Source organism: Rahnella sp. NRRL B-41462 (genome assembly GCF_003263525.1).
GTDB lineage: Bacteria > Pseudomonadota > Gammaproteobacteria > Enterobacterales > Enterobacteriaceae > Rahnella > Rahnella aceris.
In genome coordinates, this window is sequence record NZ_JYDF01000004.1 from 51,099 (window position 1) to 69,625 (window position 18,527).

Genomic DNA, 18,527 nt, shown 5'->3' on the forward strand with positions numbered 1-18,527 from the left:
GCACTTTGCGTTTACTTACTGTTTCTTATGGACAAAGTACGGCAACGTATAGCCATCTGAGCGACCAACGTAGGTATAAGGTGTTTTCATCGCCCAGGTGTATGAAAGGAACAGCAACGGAATGGTGCCTTCGTCTTTCATCGCAATCTCTGTGGCGTGTTGCAGTAACTTTTCACGCTGGCCATCGTCGAGAGTTTCCCGCGCGTGCAGCAGTGTTTTATCAAATTCAGGGTTCGAGTAACGCCCGCGATTGCCTTGTCCGCCGTTCGGCCCGAAGGTTTCGAGCAATGGCCCCAGCACACCGGAGGCTTCACCGGTTTCAATCGCCGCACCGCCCATAATCAGGCTGAAATCGCGTTTGGATGCACGGGAGAAATACACGCTGCCCGGCATGGTCACGACGTCAGTTTTAATGCCAACGCGGCTGAACATCTGGCCGAGCGCCTGCGCAATTTTAGAATCGTTCGGATAACGGTCATTCGACGCATGGAACGTCAGCGTAAAACCATCCGGATAACCGGCCTGGGCCAGCAATTGTTTCGCTTTCACCGGATCGTAAACCGGTGCGGCAATCGACGGCGTATAGCCGAAGTAACCTTTCGGCACCAGTTGCGACGCCGGAACGCCCTGCCCGTCCATGATGCGATCCACAATCGCCTGACGGTTTATCGCCAGCGACATCGCCTCACGCACTTCGCGTTTTTTCAGCGGATTGCTGCCATCCGGCCCTTTGGCGAATGGCGACACATCGCGATCCTGATCCGGATGTAAATACAAAATACGGTTACCGGCGACAGACTCCAGATGCAGGCTGGCTTGTTTGCCCAGATCCCGCCCGTCTGCCGTCGGCACGCTTTCAATCATATCAACGTCGCCTGAACGCATTGCCGCCACGCGGGCACTCGGGTTTTTGAACACGCGCAAGGTGACGTTATCCCACTGCGCTTTTCCGCCCCAGTACTGATCGTTACGCGCCAGCACGACGTTATCGTCCGGTGTCCAGCTGACAAATTTGAACGGGCCGGTACCGATGACATCTTTCCCTTCATTAAGGGTTTGCGATCCGACCGTCTCAAGCCGGGCCGGTAAAATAGCAACACGGCTTAAGTTGTTAAGTAATAATGGTGTTGGCGCTTTGGTGACAATTCTCACCGTTAAAGGATTCACTTCGGTGACGTCAGCGATATCGTTGACGTACGGCGTATAGGCGCTCGGGCTGTTTTTTGAGGCCAGCGCCACGCGTTTCACGCTGGCAATCACATCTTTGGCAGTGAAATCGCTGCCATCGTGGAATTTCACACCGGGACGCAGGGCAAATTCCCAGGTGGTGTCGTTGATGACTTTCCATGACACTGCAAGCGCTGGCGTTATGTGTTGTTTTTCGTCCTGATTCACCAGGCCGTCGAATATGTTGCGTGCCATCGCACTGTTGGCACCGCCGACGTAAAACTGCGGATCCATAGACGTGGTTGATGCGGCAAGGCCGATATTAAGATCAGCAGCCTGTACGGTCTGTAAAGCAAAAAGCGTGGCCAGTGCTGAGGAAAGCACTCCTGCCAAAACGGACTTTCTCATTCATTTAACCCTTAATTATTTTAGATTTTCAGGCAATGTGTATCAGATCGTAAACTGGAGTCTAGGGGGTGGACTTCTGAATTGAAAATTGTATTTTGTGTTACATCCATAAACAAATGTTATGGATCTTGAGGATGCATATGAAAATTAATCCCAGACAGGTAGAAGCTTTTCACAAGGTGATCCTTACCGGTGGCATGACCGCCGCCGCCAATATGATGAACATTACGCAGCCTGCGGTCAGCCGCTTGATCCGCGATTTCGAATATGCGGTTGATCTGAAGCTGTTTGACCGCGACGGACGCGGGTTGATCCCGCGCGACGATGCCATCAAGTTGTATCGTGAAGTCGAGCGTTTGTATCTCGGACTTGAACATATTTCACGTATCGCCGACGAAATACGTCATTCAAAAGGCAGCGTTTTGCGCATTGGCACGGTTGCGGCGCTTTCCGCGCTGTGCGTCGAACACATTTTGCCGCCGCTGATTGAGAGTATTGACGATATCTCGCTGTTTCTGGATATCGAAAGCACGACGCACATCACCGATGTGGTGACCAGCAATCAGTACGACGTCGGGTTCATTTTCGGTAAGCCGGATGTGAAAGGGCTGGAAGCGGAAATGCTGGCGCGGGCCAATGCCGTTGCCGTGATGTCACCACGTCACCCGCTGGCCAAACAGAATGTCGTCACCGCGATGGATCTGACGCGTTACCGCCCTATTATACCCGGGCGCAAAACGCCGCTGCGTGAACAGCTCGATCAGGTGATGAGCCGCCTCGACTTATATATGAATAACCCGATTGAAACGTCGCTGAACAATTGTTGTGTGATGGCGGGGAATAATCTGGGTATCGGTGTGGTGGATTTCATCACGGCTCGCAGCCACAAAAGCGATATCGTGCTTAAGCCGTTTACGCCAGATATCAGCATCGCCTATCTCGCCGTTTTCCCGCCGCAGATCCCGAAAAGCCGTCTGGTGGAACATATCACCAAAGAAATGAAGACATTAATTGAAGGCTATTTGTAAAACACCCCGTCAGGTTCGCCAAAATCGTACCAGTGAGTCCAACGTGTTCCCCTTCTCCCCTTTATGGTGAGAAGTCTGCGGACGGCTGGTACGTTTAATTAGATGAAAAACGTATATCAAACACTTCAGTTATCAAAATAACGAATAAAACACTTTATTTTATTCTTTAAAATCAATGAATAAAATTTACCTGCATAAATAATAATCTAATCTATAATAATTTACCTAATTTCAAACTCTTCGTTACACATTCACAACCTCGATGAGAAGTATTACTCTTTGCGCGAAATTGTTCTATTTGGTTCATTTAATAACGGGTGGTCATTAAGTGGTACCAGCTTTTCATCAACAGTTCTCTACAACCTATTTTCTACAAACCAATGCAGTGAGATAAATCATGCCAACAACAAATAACAAGTGGACGTGGCTCCTCTGGTTACTGAGTGCGCTGATGGTCGTCATCGGCCTGACACTCGGTATCGGTGGTGCGTACCTGGCCACATTAGGAGGAAGCGTTTACTTCCTGCTGATGGGTCTGGCGCTCATCGTTTCCGCCGTTTTGATTTTTAAAGGTAAGCCGTCAGGCGCATGGCTGTATGCCGTGGCCTTTGTGCTTTCTATTATCTGGGCTGTCTGGGACGCGGGCTTCACGTTCTGGCCGCTGTTCTCCCGCCTGTTCACTTTCGGCGTGCTGGCTTTCCTGGTGGCACTGGCCTATCCGTTGCTTCAGGCACGCGCGGGCCTGGTGGTGCGTAAAGGGCCAGGCTTCTCGCTGGCGGCTGTTCTGGCCGTTGCGCTGATTGCCGCATTCGGTAATACCTTCGTGCCGACGCCAATCATCAGCGCCGACAGCGATCAGGTGCCGGTGAAACCGGTAGATAAAGGTGCAGAGCAGAAGAACTGGGAAAACTGGGGTAACACTACCGCTGGCGACCGTTTTGCTGCACTGGATCAGATCAACAAAACCAACGTGGATAAACTTCAGGTTGCGTGGATTGCCCATACCGGTGATATCCCACAGAGCAACGGCTCCGGCGCTGAAGACCAGAACACGCCGCTGCAAATCGGTGACAAGCTGTTTGTGTGTACCGCTTACAGCAAAGTGATCGCCCTGAATGTGGATGACGGTAAAAAGCTGTGGTCTTACGATTCCAACTCCACCGCACCTAACTGGCAGCGTTGCCGCGGGCTGGGCTATTACGAGAACAGCGCCGCGCCACAGGCACCCGCGGCACAACCTGCCGCTGTGCCTGCTGCTGAACCGGCAAGCCCGACCGCTGCTTCAGAAGCTGCCGCGCCTGCCACTAACGCACCGCAAACGCCTGCGGCTACCGGCGGTACCGTCAGCGCTACCTGTGAACGTCGTCTGTTCCTGCCAACCATTGATGCCCGTCTGATCGCCATCAACGCCGACACCGGCAAGCCTTGCGCTGATTTCGGTGACAACGGCGTGGTGGATCTGAAAGTCGGCATGGGCGAAGTGAAACCTGGCTACTACCAGCAAACCTCTACCCCGCTGGTCGCGGATAACGTAGTGGTTGTCGGTGGTCGCGTAGCGGATAACTTCTCCACCGGCGAACCTCCGGGCGTAGTGCGTGCATTCGACGTGCACACCGGCGCACTGGTGTGGGCATGGGATCCGGGTAATCCGAACATCACCAAACTGCCACCGGAAGGTCAGACTTATACCCGTGGTACGCCAAACGTCTGGTCGGCCATGTCCTACGATCCAAAACTGGGTCTGATTTACATGCCTACCGGTAACGCGACGCCAGACTTCTTCGGCGGCACGCGTACCGAGCTGGATGACAAATACAGTTCTTCTGTTGTTGCGGTAGATGTGGCCACCGGTAAAATCCGCTGGACCTTCCAGACCACCCATCACGATCTGTGGGACTTCGACCTGCCGTCTCAGCCGCTGCTGTATGACCTGCCGGACGGGAAAGGTGGCAGCACGCCGGTTCTGGTGCAGACCTCCAAACAAGGCATGATCTTCATGCTGAACCGCGAAACCGGCCAGCCGGTCGCCAAAGTGGAAAACCGCGAAGTACCGCAGGGTAATGTCCCTGGCGAACGCTACTCCAAAACGCAGCCTTTCTCTGTCGGTATGCCAAACATCGGCAACCAGACGCTGAAAGAGTCTGATATGTGGGGCGCGACACCAATGGATCAGCTGCTGTGCCGCATCGAGTTTAAAGGCATGCGTCACCAGGGCGTTTACACGCCTCCGGGTCTGGATCGTTCCCTGCAATTCCCGGGTTCTCTGGGCGGCATGAACTGGGGCAGCGTCTCGGTTGACCCGAACAACGCCATCATGTTCGTGAATGATATGCGTCTGGGTCTGGCGAACTACATGGTTCCGCGTGCCCAGGTTCCGACCGGCGCGAGCGGCATCGAGATGGGGTTGGTACCGATGGACGGCACACCTTATGGCGCAGTCCGCGAGCGTTTCCTGTCTCCGCTGGGCATTCCTTGCCAGAAACCACCGTTCGGTACCATGTCTGCGGTGAACCTGAAAACCGGCAAAATCGTCTGGCAGGTGCCGGTCGGTACGGTGAAAGACACCGGTCCGCTGGGCATCAAAATGCGCATGCCAATGGAAGTCGGTATGCCAACGCTGGGCGCGAGCCTGTCAACGCAATCCGGCCTGCTGTTCTTCGCCGGTACGCAGGATTTCTATCTGCGCGCGTTCGATACCGCAAACGGTAAAGAAATCTGGAAATCCCGTCTGCCGGTCGGCAGCCAGTCCGGCCCGATGACCTACGTTTCACCGAAAACCGGTAAACAGTACATCATCATCAGCGCCGGTGGCGCACGTCAGTCCGCAGAACGCGGCGACTACGTGATCGCCTACGCGCTGCCTGATCAGAAGTAAGATTTCGCAGTCAATGACAAAGCCCGCTGGTGCAGACCGGCGGGCTTTTTTGTTGAACGTAACCCACAGATACCTTTAATGATGTTCCTGTCTTCACGACAGCAATGTTAAAACATACTAAACAAATAATTTGGGTTAAGGAGAGTGACGAGTATGATGCAACCATTACCCTTACTAACCAAAAGGAATTGGCATGGAAATCATCGGAGACAACAGCGTTATCACCAGTGTTGCACCCAAAGGTAAGGTTGTTTACTGCCGTGGTGAAACCCCCAGATTCTGGCTGGAACTGCAATTTGTCGATGAGAATAATCTCCCCGTTACCGGACTGAAGGTCACACTGGAATACCATCCGCTGGCATCCGCGCAAGACGTCGCGATGTGGAAAAAATATAGTAATCACCACTACGATCCCACACCACCACCTAATCCCCCTGCCGGAGTGACAGACAGCCAGGGACTGGTCAGGTTCGACGATTTGTCCTGGATAACGGTCGACGTAAAAGCAGACGCACAGCAGCTGGCCGACGAAATGGAGCAGCGCCCGCTGGGACTTCGGCGCAATCCTAACAGCCAGCCGGTGAGCAAAAATGTCTTTCGTCGGGAAACGCGAGATAAAAGCTGGCGATCTGACGTACAGGAAAAAGCCGAGGCCGCAGGACATATCCACCATTACGTGACCATAGGTGAACTTTGCGATCAGTTACCTCACATTGAAGGCTGGGAGGAGAAGGAGCCACCGGAGTTTCATTTTCAGCAAGGGCGTTCGCTGAAAGGCACAGAGATTGCGTGTCAGGCGTTGAAGCAGCGGCACGTCATTGAAATCTGCCCGTTCCGGGCGTGGGTGCTGGCACTGCATGACACCACCGGGTTTGACCTTGCCAACAGCCTCAACCTCGGCATTATGGCTGACCTCGCCTATTCGGCTGAAAAAGAGAATAAAACCGTGGCATACTTTTTCGGGCAAAAATGCCTGGATCTGTCTGCAATCCCGCAGTTTGCCGAATTTCCGTCTTATTACCATACACTGGCCGTAGATGTACCTTTCCGTGAACGTTATCTCAAAGCCGTTTATTTAAATACGACTGAAGGGGAACAGCCAAAAGGCGATGCCCGGTTATTCACGGTGGAATGCGGCAAGCACATAATCGTTGCATGGTGCGGTACTGACAGCCTGCTTAACGCTCTGACAGATATCTCCTTTGCGCCCAAAAAATGTCTGCCCGAGCTTGGTGGCGTGGGTAATATTCACGGCGGTTTTCTGGAAGCTTATGATTTGGCTAAGCAGAAGTTTAAAGACAAATTAGATATTGTGAGTGAATCCCTGACGGACGGAAAGAAAACGCTATTTGTCTGTGGGCACAGTCTAGGTGGTGCGCTGGCGTTAACCTATGCTGCCGAAATGAAGAACAGCCGTCCTATTCTGTATACCTTCGGTATGCCACGCACCTTCACCCGTGCGGCAGTGCTCGGACTGGACGCAGTAACTCACTACCGCCACGTCAATGATAATGATTCAGTCACCCAAATTCCTCCCGATGCTGATTTAGACAATATCTTCTATGAGAAATGGGGACCACTGGGCGACAAACTCGGCTTTGACTGGTCTGTGACAACGCTCACCGGTTTGGGAGTTGCTGTTCGTGACCTGGCTTTTCAGTCCACAGGAATTTCCGATAAAAAAGATCCCTACTGGCATCATGGCAATACGGTGATATTTTTCCAGGCTCAGCAGTGCGTAATGAAATCCCGCCAACAAAATGTGCCATGGATAGGTGGCGGAGGCAGCGATAATCCGGCACCCGGCGTGGTGAGCACCTGTATTAAGCAGTCGGTTAAACTCTTTCTGGTGCCATCACTGAATGAAGAATGCCTTAATGCCACCGGCGAGCATCAGGCGAAGTTTATCGGGTGTCTGGATACCGTTAACCTGAGAAAAACCTTCCCCAGAAACACTAATCCCGAACTGGACGGACTTTTGAGTAACCCTTCCAGCCATTCTATGGCACACCGCTACCTGCCTTATATCCATAATCAGGTACTTGAGCTGGCAAATCCGGATCTTGAGATGGACCGGAAGGAGAAGCGGGCTGAGTTCAGGCAGGAGATTGAAGCAACTGCCAAAGGAAGTGCTAATCAGGATGAAGTACAGCGAAACCGGGAATTTATAGCGCTTCAGGATATGTTGCCGGTGGCGCTAACCCGCACCCGGTCAGAAGATGTGGGCAAAAATGCCCTGATCCGTTTTGCTGCAGTTACGGAGGAAGAAGTTGAATTTTCTAAATAAGAATTATGCGCTTTTACCCTTTATCGTGCTGCTTTATGGCTGCGATAACACTCCCGACCGCACTCTGTCTCCACCTCAGAATGCAAAGTGGATCGACGTGGTCTTCACGCTTCCGGCAGATACCGTTCTTTTACCAATGGAAGTTCTTTACCGTTCAGATAAGTGTAAAACAGTGCGTTATAACTCGAGTAATGAACCTCATGATATTCCCGGTTATAACGATTTCGAGAAGCCATTCGGTCAGCAAGGAAGCAGTAATATCTGGCGGGCACATATCGCCATTGATGGCGGCGGAAAATGCCAGTGGCAGCTTAATTCTATCAAGGTCAGTTTTAGGATTGCTGATAATAATCCTCTGGTGCAGGGGAAAAAGGGGTTTGCGACCAATTATATCTTTGACTTTGATGATTATGGATTCAGTGATGGCTACGGTACAGGTAGGGCAATCATGGTCAGTGGAAATCTTGAATTGAAAACAGATTTTTTCCCTATGGTTATTATAAATCAAATGTTCAATCAAACATCTATTGAGATGTTTGGTGGTGACACAAATTATGACAGATGGAGCCGACGTTACAAACTTCAAGATACTCAGAAAATAGCCATTGAACCGATATTACACTCTCAGAAAGAGGTATTACTACAGGGTGATGAAGAACGTGGAGTCGGGATGATGATCACTTATCCCAATGGAAGCATTGAGCATGTACGCAAGATAAAGCCTGATTATGAAAAGCTACTATCGATGAAATAGAAAGGGATTCTTTCGTTTTACATATGCAAGGAGGAAGAAGTTGAATTTTTTAAATAAGAATTATGCGGTTATATCCTTTATCGTGCTGCTTTATGGCTGTGATAACACTCCCGACCGCACTCTGTCTCCACCTCAGAATGCAAAGTGGGTCGACGTGGTCTTCACGCTTCCGGCAGATACCGTTCTTTTACCAATGGAAGTTCTTTACCGTTCAAATAAGTGTAAAACAGTGCGTTATAACTCGAGTAATGAGCCTCATGATATTCCCGGTTATAACGATTTCGAGAAGCCATTCGGTCAGCAAGGAAGCAGCAATATCTGGCGGGCACATATCGCCATTGATGGCGGCGGAAAATGCCAGTGGCAGCTTAATTCCATTAAAGTCAGTTTTAAGATCGCTGATGGCAATCCTCTCGTTAAAAGAAAAGAGGTTTTCGCTACTAATTATATCTTTGATTTTGATGATTATGGATTCAGTGATGGTTATGGAACAGGAAGAGCAAAAAAAGTCAGTGGCGATCTAGATATCAGAACAGATTTTTTCCCAGAAATATTTATTAGTCACAAATTCAAAAAAACGACACTGGAGTTATTTGGTGGGGATACCCGACACGAAAAATGGAGTCAACGTTACAGGGTTAATGATATTAAAACTATCGTTATAAACCCTGTCGTACATTTTAATCGAGTAGTTATACTTGAGGGACCAAATCAATCTCCAGGAAATATAATTGTGACTTATCCTGATAGTAGTAAGCAAAAAGCTTTGTATACAAAACCTGATTATGAAAAGCTACTATCGATGAAATAGAAAAGTAATTCTTTCGTTTTACATTTTCAAGGAGGAAGAAGTTGAATTTTCTAAATAAAACAGCCCTTTTGCTGCCGACAGTATTTTTGCTTTCCGCCTGTTATGGCAAAACAGATCAGACGCTGTCACCGCCGGAAAATGCCCGGCGAGTAACCATAGCCGTCAGGGTTCCTGAGGGCATTACACTGTTGCCATTGCAAATGCTTTACCGTTCTGAACGGTGCAAGACTAAAAGCTATAACTCGAATAATGAAGCCTATGAAATTCGCGGATATAACGGTTTTATGCAGGCATTCAACCCGCAGGTAAACAGTGATATCAGACAGCAGCGGATTGCTATTGATGGCGGCGGGTCATGCCAGTGGCAACTCAATTCCATTAAAGTCAGTTTTAAGATCGCTGATGGGAATCCCTTGGCAAAGGAAAAAGAGGTTATCGAGACTAATTATATCTTTGATTTCGATGATTATGGTTTCAGTGATGGTTACGGAACAGGAAGAGCGAAAAAAGTCAGTGGCGATCTTAGTCTAAAAACCGATTTCTTTCCGAGGATTTTTATAAATCACATGTTCGAGAAAACCTCATTGAGATTCTTTGGTGGAGATACCGATTACGAAAAATGGAGCCGACGTTACAGACTCCATGATACTCAGAAAATATTTATCGAACCTATTATACATATGAACAAGATTATAATTCTTGAGAGTCCAAACCCACCACCTGGAATGATTACGTTAACCTATCCCGATGGAAGCGTTGAAAAAACAAAACCTAACGAACCTAATTATGAAAAGCTGCTTTCCATGAAATAACGATGTCATTATGAAGTTACCTTCAGGGAGGAAGAAGTTGAATTCTCAGTGTAAATAAAGCCCCGCGGGTCTGCACCGGCGGGGCTTTGTCGCGCGGTGCTGATATCTTAAACCTGCGCCTCCAGCCTCACCCGCTGCTGTTCCATCCCGGTAAAAATAGCGTCTGCCAGTTCAGGAGGAAACGAAGCAGGGAGCTGCCTTGCGACATTTTCAATAACGACCGGTACGAGCTCGATGATCTCATCGATCATGGTTTCTATTTGCCGTTTACCTAACCCGCTCTGCTCGCCCTGCTTAATCCAATGCCTGCGCAGGATCTTGCTGATCAGGTAATAAATTGTCAAAATAATCGCGAACCACATTGCCGCGATGCACCTGATTACCCGGCGTAAACGGCAGGGAAAGCGACAAAGGTCGCCCTTGTGGGTCCTCCGTCCATTCGGGCGAGTACTGTAAACGATCCTCGCCTTTTTGCTTTTCCCAGTACCCCACAGGAATACCGTTCATCCATATCGCTAAACGCTGCTGCGCACGACGCATATCATCACCATTGTTCCTTTCTGGCGGGCGTACTTAAATAATCCGGCTTAATTTCCTCCATAGAGGGTTTTTCAGGATCGGATTGTGAGGAAAACACCATCTCAATGCCCAACACATTAAATACCCGAAACAGCCGGTCAAGGCTGGCAGCGGCAGGGTTTGCCTCCAGTCGGGCATATGTCTGCTGGGTCACGCCCAGTTTTTCTGACACATCCTTTTGCGTCAGACCTTTTTCCTTACGGAACCCCACCAGTAACGGACGGAGCTGGTTAAGTGTTTTTAACGGATAGACTGTATTCATTATTTTGGCTCTGGTATCGCGGTTCTTATACAGATTATAGGCTGTATTCAGCACATTACACCCTAAAGGCTGTAAAAACAAAATACAGCCTGAAAGCTGTAAAAGATAAATACAGTTTATACGCTGTAATTTGCCCGCTACCGCCTCCTCATGCTCAAATACCTGTTCCACGCACGGATGAAACCTCATGAAAAAAAGCGAATTTATCGCTCAGGATTTACTGAGCAAGATTTATCAGAACAGCGGATCGCTGCCGGAGAAGTTACCACCGGAGCGCCAGTTAGCGGAAGAATACGGGGTTTCGCGCTTTACCGTGCGCAAGGCGCTGGAAAAACTGGTGAGCATCGGGGCGGTGCGCATTGTGCAGGGCTCGGGAATTTACATTAACCCCGGCGTGAGCAGTAATCCGCTGGTGTACAACTCGATCACCGAAAAGAAATTCGCCGAAATCAGCTTTAAAATGCTGGAGCTGCACAAGCGGCGGCCGGATAAAGAAGAGCAGCAGGTTTTCGATCTGAGTGTGGATGATTTTATCTGGGCATTCACCCGTTTGCGGCGTATCAGCCAGCGCAACGTACAGATTGAATACTCCCGTATGCCTGCCCGTGAATTTGGTGATCTGAATCAGAAGACCATCGAACATTCCATTCAGCAATATGTTCTGAGCAAGGGCTATGCGATTTCACATTCCCTCACCCGCTATCAGGCGGTGACAGTCAATAAAGAACAGGCGCACATCCTGGGATGTAAAAAAGGCATTGCCGCCATGCACATTACCAACAGAGGCATTTTGCAGGGCGGCAAAGTTTATGCGTTCAGCGACATTATCGACATCGATTATTCCTGTACCTACGTCATCCCGTTTAATCAGGACAATCTGGCTTTCCGCCAGAAGTAACACCCTGTTGTCAGGGCGTGTGGATCACGCCGTCCGGCAGGCGGCTTTGCGTCCATTCATGCGGACGGTACACCACCGGAAATTCAGCCGCAGCCTGGCTGTTAAAGCCCACACCAATGCCCGCTTCTTCTCCCGGATAGAAATACCCGTTCTCCGGTGCCCGTGCGCCCGGAAAGACCTGCTGCGTGTTAGCCGGATACGCGACAAATTCCTGAATTGCCGCATTATGCAGATGAATATTCAGATGCGTATTCACGGCTGCACCAATCGGCGTCATATCAGGCGGACAATGCCACGCCAGTCGCACGCCAAAGCTCTGACAGAAATGCGCCAGTTTTAATGCCGGTGTGATACCGCCGATTTGCGAAACATGGCAGCGGATAAAGTCTATGCGGCGGTTAATAACCAGATCTTTCCATTCCGCCGGATTATTAAATAATTCACCGGTCGCCAGCGGCACCGCAGTCTGGCTGCGGATTTGCGCCAGCCATTCGTTCTGGTCCGGCGGCAGAATATCTTCGATAAAGTAAGGCCGGTACTGCTCGACGGCTTTGGCGAACTGCACCGCCTGCTGCGGGAACAACCGTTCGTGAACGTCGTGCAGAATGTGGAACTGATTGCCGTATTTTTCACGCAGCGCTTTGAACATCGCCAGCGTGTTGTCGATGTACTGATCCTGATCGTAATACGCACCCGCCGTCGGTTGGCGGGTGCTGTGGAAATCACGCGCATTACCGCCGTAAAAACCTAGCTGGCAGCGGATATGGCGGTAACCTTCAGCCAGCAAGCGATCCACTTCACCGTACAATTCTTCCAGCGTTTCACCGGCCGCATGGCTGTACGCCGTGACGGCATCTTTCGATTTACCGCCAAACAGATGATACAGCGGCATATCTGCCAGCTTGCCTTTGATATCCCACAGCGCCATATCAATGCCCGCAATGGCGTTATTGATCACCGGTCCGTTACGCCAGTAAGCGTTCACCATCATCATCTGCCACAAATCTTCGATGTGATTGGCATCGCGGCCGATCAAAAGCGGTTTGAGATATTCATCCACCATCAGTTTGACCGCCAGCGGGCGCTGCTGGAATGTCGCGCAGCCCAGACCGAAAATACCACGATCGGTTTCAATTCTGACCACCACTAAATTATGACGATCAGGGCGCGTTATCTGACATTCGATATGAGTAATCAGCACAGGCTGCATGATAAATCCTTAATAAAGACCGTAATTCCTTTTCACAAAAAGGCGGCGGGAATATTCGTATTGGGGTTATTTCAACGTATTTTTATCCTGCTTGTAAACCTAAAATTCAGGCTTTTATTTTGGTTTGAAAGCATGGCTGAATATCGCCAAAAAACAGACCAATTTAACCATGATGCACTAAACCAGCACCGATCAGTGAAGTTCTGTGACGGGGATCCTGTTTTATTGGTTTGTTTTTAAAAATATCCCTCATTACACTCCTCTTCACTCAAATAAAGAATAATTGATTTTTTCGTCGCGGGGTTCAGGGTGAATACAGAAATAATGCTCTCGGTAATTAAACTGGTGGGCGGTGCGGGAAATATTAATAAAGTCTGGCACTGCATGACCCGCCTGCGTTTTGATTTACGCGACGAAAATAAAGTGGCCTGGGATGAGATTAAAAATCTGCCCGGCGTGCTCGGCGCGCAAAGCCAGAGTGATCAGGTGCAAATCATCATCGGACCAAAGGTGAATGTCTGGTACGAGGCCATCGTGTCGCAACTGGATCCGGTGAGCGGCAACGCCGAAACACCAACAGGAAATGTTTCCACAAAAGGAAGAAAAAGCCTGGTATCGATGTTCATGGATACTGTCTCCGGCGTGTTCGGCCCGATCGTTCCGGCCATTGCGGGCGCGGGGATGATTAAAGGTTTACTGGCCGGACTGATTGCCCTGAAAGTCATATCGGCTAAAAGCGAAACCGTGATGATCATCGATTTGATCGCCAGCGGCGTATTTTACTTCCTGCCGTTTTTCCTCGCGGTTTCTGCGGCGAAGATCTTCAAAACCAATGAATATCTGGCTGCTGCCGTAGCCGCCTGCCTGATGTACCCGACACTGATGGACGCGGCGAAAGCACTCGCCAGCCACACGGCCGGGGCACCGACCGCGTTGTATTTTATGGATGTGCTGCCGGTGTCTGTTTTCAACTATTCGGCAAGCGTCATTCCGGTGATTTTCTCGGTGCTGGCGCTGAGTTACATCCATCGCTGGGTCGATAGAATCATGCCGGATGTGCTGAAAACCGTCTTTACGCCGACGCTGACCTTGTTTATCGCGGCGCTGGTGTCACTGACGCTGATTGGTCCGGCGGGGATTTATCTCGGTAAGTTGCTGGCGTTTGGCATCCAGGGATTGTTCGATGTATCGGCGGTGTTTGCGGGCTTTATTGTCGGCGCGATCCGCCCGGTGGCGATCCTCACCGGCATGCATCACGCCATGACGCCAATTGCGTTGCAGAACTTTACCGATCAGGGCTGGGACATGCTGATGCCGATGATGTTTATGGCCAACATGGCGATTGCCGGATCCACCTTTGCGATTTATTTCCACGTTAAAACCCGTGAACAAAAATCCGTGGTGCTCTCTGCGGCGATTTCCGGCTTGCTGGGGATCACCGAACCGGCATTATTCGGCGTGCTGACGCGCTACAAAAAAGCCTTTATCGCCACCACCATCAGCAGTTCCGTGGCGTCGGCATTTATCGCGTTCTTCGGAGTGCGTTTGTACGGCTATATTCTGTCGAGCATTTTCAGCCTGCCCGCTTACATCGGTCCCTATTTCATTTACATTCTGATGGGCGTAGTGCTGTCACTGGGGCTGTCGTTTACGCTGACCTACCTGATGGTCGTCAAAAACAAAGGCACCGAACAATCGGTGCCTTTGGTGAATCAAACGCGCTGAGATTTATCAGGCCGCTGTCTTTGAATGCGTAAGCTCAGACAGCGGTGCATTCTGAATAAGATTGGTCAGACGCCCGATATTTTCGATTTCCACTTCAATCTTGTCATTCTCATGCAGGAACAACGGCGGTACGCGGGTTTTACCCACACCGCCCGGTGAACCGGTCATGATCACATCGCCCGGAGAAAGCTGGGTGAAGGTGCTGATGTAGGCAATCATCTGCGGAATGGTGTGCACCATATTGGCTGTGGTGTCGTCCTGCACCAGCCGGTCATTCAGCCAGGTTTTGATACTCAGATTTTGCGGGTCGCCGACTTCATCCGGCGTCACCATCCACGGGCCAAATGCGCCTGTCGATGGCCAGTTTTTACCTGCGGTATACCATTTATGCTGCCAGTCGCGTACTGAGCCATCCATGTAGCAGCTGTAACCGGCGACAAAATCGAGTGCGTTTTCTGCTGAAATATTGCGGCCCGTGCGGCCGATAATAATCGCCAGTTCGCCTTCATAATCAAACTGCTCAGAAGAAGCCGGTTTAATGATGGTGCCATTGTGACCGACCTGCGAATCCGCGAAGCGGACAAACAATGTCGGCGCGTCGCTGGTTTCATTAAATTCTTTGCGTTTTTCCGCGTAGTTCATGCCCACGCCGAAAATTTTGCCCGGCCTGTCGATAACCGGCAGGAAACTGATGTCATTCAGTTGAAGATCCGCAGGGGACTCAACATAGCGTTGCAGTTCTGCAAGTGAATGGCGTGCCATGAATTCGTTAATATCGCGGCATCCTGAGTGACTGCCGACGTCGACAATCCCCTCTTTTTGGTAGATACCGAAGCTTTTGGTGTGGTCTTTATTGATGGTGAAATTAACAATTTTCATAGATGCACTTAGATTCTTATTTTACTTAAAACAGGTAAATTCGCTGGCGTTCGTGTTGCGAAAACGGCGTGCCGGTCACAACGTTGGCGTGATTATTGACCCTGCCTCTCATGCCTTCTACTATATTTTATTATCAAATTGATGAATTTCAGGAATCAATGTTAAATAACAGAGACTTAGAGTATTTCGTGACGGCTGCGCAGATAATGAATTTGAGACTTGCGTCACAAAATTTAAATATAACTCAGCCTGCGCTTTCGAAATCCATCACCCGTTTAGAGAAAGAACTGAACATCAAACTGTTCAAACGGGCAGGTCGCGGGCTGGAACTGACCGAGGCGGGACGGGTGCTTTATCAGCGTGGTTTAGCGCTGCAAAGCTCCTATCTTGAGCTTGGGGAAATCATGAATGAACTGAGCAGCGGCGCGGGCGGTATCGTTCGCGTGGGTGTCTCAGGTTCTGCGACACAATTCTTACTGCCTGAAATCTGCAAAATGCTGCAATCGCAGGTGCCGAATATGAAACTGGAAATCCAGATCGGCATGAACGATGTGCTTTTTACGTTGCTGGAACGTCATGCGATCGATGTGATCATCGGTCCGCTGGTCAACTACGACAGCCCGGTGGTGCAGTTGCCGGTAACCGCCGACCGGGTGATCGTCGCCGCGTCACGCGATCACCCGCTGGCCGGTAAACCCGCCAGCCTGCGTGAACTCAGCCGTTATGGCTGGATTTTACCGGCGAAAACCGTGTCGATGCGCCAGTGGCTGGATAAAATGTTCTATGAAAATCATTGCTCACCGCCAGACGTGAAAGTGGAAATCAGCTCACTGGCGTCGGTGCCGGGGCTGATTGCGAAAAGCGGATTGCTGAGCTTTTTGTCGGAGAATATTCTGGTGGAAGAAGAATTCCTTTCGCGGCTGATCCGTATTGATAACGACCAGTTAGTGATGGAACGCCGGGTCGGGATCACCTGGCTGGAAGGTGCGTTTCTTTCACCGGCCACACAGAAAGTGATCGACGTGACCAAAAGCGTTGGGCAAAAAATGCAGATGGAAGCCCGCCGGATCATGGAAGACTGAAATCCGGCGGGCTTGTTTTTACACCAGATGGCAGGCCACGTGATGACCGCTTTCTACCTCACGCAGTAACGGAATTTCTTTATGACAACGGTCGGTTGCACACGGGCAGCGGGTATGGAAACGACAACCGGCAGGCGGTTTTGACGGATCCGGAATTTCACCACTGACCATCGCCACCGGCTCACTGTCCGGATCCAGCGTCGGCACCGCCGCCAGCAGCGCCTGCGTATACGGATGCAGGGGCTGACAGAACAACGCATCGCGGCTGGCCGTTTCCACTAACTGGCCGAGATACATCACCGCCACGTCATCACACAGATGTTCCACCACGCCGAGATCGTGCGAGATAAACAGAAACGTCACGCCGTGATCGTCACGTAAATCCGCGAACAAATTAATGATCTGTGCCTGAATCGACACGTCCAGCGCCGAAATGGGTTCGTCGGCAATAATGAAATCAGGTTGCAGGATCAGCGCGCGGGCGATGCCGATACGCTGGCGCTGACCGCCGGAAAACTCATGCGGGAAACGGTTGTAATGCAGCGGCGACAGCCCGCAGATCTTCATCACCTCCACCACTTTCCCGTGCAGTTGCGCCCGCGTACACAGCTTGTGTTCCAGCATCGCTTCACCGATAGCATCACCAATGCGGATGCGCGGGTTCAGCGAACTGTAAGGATCCTGAAAGACCAGCTGGATTTTCGGGCGTAACGCTTTCAGTTGCTTAGGTTTCAGTCCGTGCAGGTCTTCGCCACGAAATTTTACGCTGCCCGCCGTTTTGTCATACAGCCCCAGCAACGTGCGTCCTACGGTGGTTTTACCGCTGCCGGATTCACCGACCAGCCCAAAAATCGTGCCCTTGCGGATGTTAAAACTGACGCCATCCACGGCCCGCAACTGCCCGGTTTCCTGTCCGAATACGCCGTCACGGATCGGGAAATACTTTTTCAGGCCATCCACTTCAATCAGATATTCAGCACTCATGGCTGTAACCCCCAGTTTTCCTTCTCACTGACCGCGTTCAGTCCGCTATAAAAACATGCGGCCTGCCGGAACTGACCTTCCAGCGGCGGAATGCCCTGGCGACATCTTTCCGTGGCGCGGGAACAGCGTTCGGTGAATGCGCAGTAAGGCGGCAGCGCGGCCAGATCCGGTACCTGACCGGGAATGGAATACAAGCGGCGGCGGCGTTCGCCCGGTGTCGGCCTCGAGGCAATAAGTCCCTGGGTATACGGATGTAGCGGATTGCGCAGCACATCGGCGGTCGCCCCCTGCTCGACAATTTTACCGGCGTACATCACGACCACGTGGTCGGCCATCTGCGCGATCACGCCCAAATCATGAGTGATCAGCATCAGTGCCATATGATTTTGCTGCGCCTGTTCACGTAATAAACGCAGGATCTGCGCCTGTACGGTGACGTCCAGTGCAGTGGTGGGCTCGTCAGCAATCAGCAACTGCGGCTTACAGCTCAGCGCCATCGCAATCATGATGCGCTGTAACATACCGCCCGAAAGCTGATGCGGATAACTGGTCATCAGGCTTTCCGCACGCGCCAGCCCGACGTTGGTGATCATCTCCGTCGCATGTGCCCACGCCAGTTTCGGCGATTCACGGCGGTGGCGGATCAGCGGCTCGACAAGTTGCTCACCGAGGGTCAGCACCGGATTCAGCGCGGTCATGGGTTCCTGAAAAATCATCGCCAGCTGGTTACCGCGCAAATCCGCCATTTGTGACGGCCGCAGTTTAA

General features: G+C 50.9%; 16 protein-coding genes and 1 pseudogene. 9 read left to right on the plus strand and 8 right to left on the minus strand.

Going from position 1 to position 18,527, the window contains the following annotated elements; translation table 11 throughout:
- Nucleotides 1-15 precede the first annotated feature (15 nt).
- Nucleotides 16-1,575 (minus strand): ABC transporter substrate-binding protein, encoded by a 1,560-nt coding sequence (locus UC14_RS01320; RefSeq protein WP_112197109.1) that lies wholly within the window; start codon nt 1,573-1,575, stop codon nt 16-18.
- A 140-nt stretch (nt 1,576-1,715) separates the two neighbouring features.
- Between UC14_RS01320 and UC14_RS01325 the strand changes: the two genes are divergently transcribed.
- The 6 genes from UC14_RS01325 (at nt 1,716) to UC14_RS26975 (ending at nt 10,142) form a co-directional block, all read left to right on the plus strand.
- Nucleotides 1,716-2,603, plus strand: coding sequence for a LysR family transcriptional regulator (locus tag UC14_RS01325; RefSeq protein WP_013577978.1), 888 nt, complete (start codon nt 1,716-1,718; stop codon nt 2,601-2,603).
- 397 nt (nt 2,604-3,000) lie between these two features.
- The gene (locus tag UC14_RS01330; protein WP_112197110.1) at nt 3,001-5,478 is read left to right on the plus strand and encodes a glucose/quinate/shikimate family membrane-bound PQQ-dependent dehydrogenase; all 2,478 of its coding nucleotides are present in this window, start codon (nt 3,001-3,003) and stop codon (nt 5,476-5,478) included.
- 193 nt (nt 5,479-5,671) lie between these two features.
- Nucleotides 5,672-7,765, plus strand: a complete 2,094-nt coding sequence (locus UC14_RS01335) for a lipase family protein (protein ID WP_112197111.1) — start codon at nt 5,672-5,674, stop codon at nt 7,763-7,765.
- Complete coding sequence (locus UC14_RS26840) at nt 7,749-8,519, plus strand: hypothetical protein (RefSeq protein WP_198670043.1); 771 nt, start codon at nt 7,749-7,751, stop codon at nt 8,517-8,519. The genes UC14_RS01335 and UC14_RS26840 overlap by 17 nt, the downstream gene beginning before the upstream one ends.
- A 40-nt stretch (nt 8,520-8,559) precedes the next feature.
- Complete coding sequence (locus tag UC14_RS01345; RefSeq protein WP_232829625.1) at nt 8,560-9,330, plus strand: hypothetical protein; 771 nt, start codon at nt 8,560-8,562, stop codon at nt 9,328-9,330.
- Between the two features lie 41 nt (nt 9,331-9,371).
- Entirely contained in the window at nt 9,372-10,142 is a 771-nt protein-coding gene (locus UC14_RS26975) for a hypothetical protein (RefSeq protein ID WP_232829626.1), read from the plus strand.
- Between the two features lie 107 nt (nt 10,143-10,249).
- On the opposite strand, the gene UC14_RS26845 is transcribed toward UC14_RS26975, so the two are convergent.
- The 3 genes and pseudogenes from UC14_RS26845 to UC14_RS01360 form a co-directional block, all read right to left on the minus strand.
- Nucleotides 10,250-10,504, minus strand: coding sequence for a type II toxin-antitoxin system HipA family toxin (locus UC14_RS26845; protein WP_162906103.1), 255 nt, complete (start codon nt 10,502-10,504; stop codon nt 10,250-10,252).
- Nucleotides 10,461-10,682, minus strand: a pseudogene (locus UC14_RS01355) (HipA N-terminal domain-containing protein); the annotation flags it as partial. The pseudogene UC14_RS01355 and the gene UC14_RS26845, both read right to left, overlap by 44 nt.
- Before the next feature lie 4 nt (nt 10,683-10,686).
- On the minus strand, nt 10,687-10,983 hold the full coding sequence (locus UC14_RS01360; RefSeq protein WP_112151594.1) for a helix-turn-helix transcriptional regulator: 297 nt from the start codon (nt 10,981-10,983) through the stop codon (nt 10,687-10,689).
- A gap of 187 nt (nt 10,984-11,170) precedes the next feature.
- On the opposite strand from UC14_RS01360, the gene UC14_RS01365 reads away from it, so the two are divergent.
- Nucleotides 11,171-11,881, plus strand: coding sequence for a GntR family transcriptional regulator (locus UC14_RS01365; protein ID WP_037032703.1), 711 nt, complete (start codon nt 11,171-11,173; stop codon nt 11,879-11,881).
- Nucleotides 11,882-11,891: 10 nt separating this feature from the next.
- Here the strand turns inward: UC14_RS01365 and UC14_RS01370 are convergent, their stop codons facing one another.
- Nucleotides 11,892-13,091 (minus strand): enolase C-terminal domain-like protein, encoded by a 1,200-nt coding sequence (locus UC14_RS01370; protein ID WP_112197112.1) that lies wholly within the window; start codon nt 13,089-13,091, stop codon nt 11,892-11,894.
- Between the two features lie 324 nt (nt 13,092-13,415).
- Between UC14_RS01370 and UC14_RS01375 the strand changes: the two genes are divergently transcribed.
- Entirely contained in the window at nt 13,416-14,816 is a 1,401-nt protein-coding gene (locus UC14_RS01375; protein ID WP_112197113.1) for a PTS transporter subunit EIIC, read from the plus strand.
- 6 nt (nt 14,817-14,822) lie between these two features.
- Here the strand turns inward: UC14_RS01375 and UC14_RS01380 are convergent, their stop codons facing one another.
- A complete protein-coding gene (locus UC14_RS01380) occupies nt 14,823-15,695 on the minus strand; it encodes a fumarylacetoacetate hydrolase family protein (RefSeq protein ID WP_112151483.1) in 873 nt (290 codons plus the stop codon).
- A 158-nt stretch (nt 15,696-15,853) separates the two neighbouring features.
- Between UC14_RS01380 and UC14_RS01385 the strand changes: the two genes are divergently transcribed.
- Nucleotides 15,854-16,777, plus strand: coding sequence for a LysR family transcriptional regulator (locus UC14_RS01385; RefSeq protein ID WP_013577986.1), 924 nt, complete (start codon nt 15,854-15,856; stop codon nt 16,775-16,777).
- 18 nt (nt 16,778-16,795) lie between these two features.
- Here UC14_RS01385 and UC14_RS01390 read toward each other — a convergent pair whose 3' ends face one another.
- On the minus strand, nt 16,796-17,761 hold the full coding sequence (locus tag UC14_RS01390; protein WP_013577987.1) for an ABC transporter ATP-binding protein: 966 nt from the start codon (nt 17,759-17,761) through the stop codon (nt 16,796-16,798).
- A partial coding sequence (locus UC14_RS01395; RefSeq protein WP_112197118.1) for an ABC transporter ATP-binding protein occupies nt 17,758-18,527 on the minus strand: 770 nt, incomplete at its 5' end. The genes UC14_RS01390 and UC14_RS01395, both read right to left, overlap by 4 nt.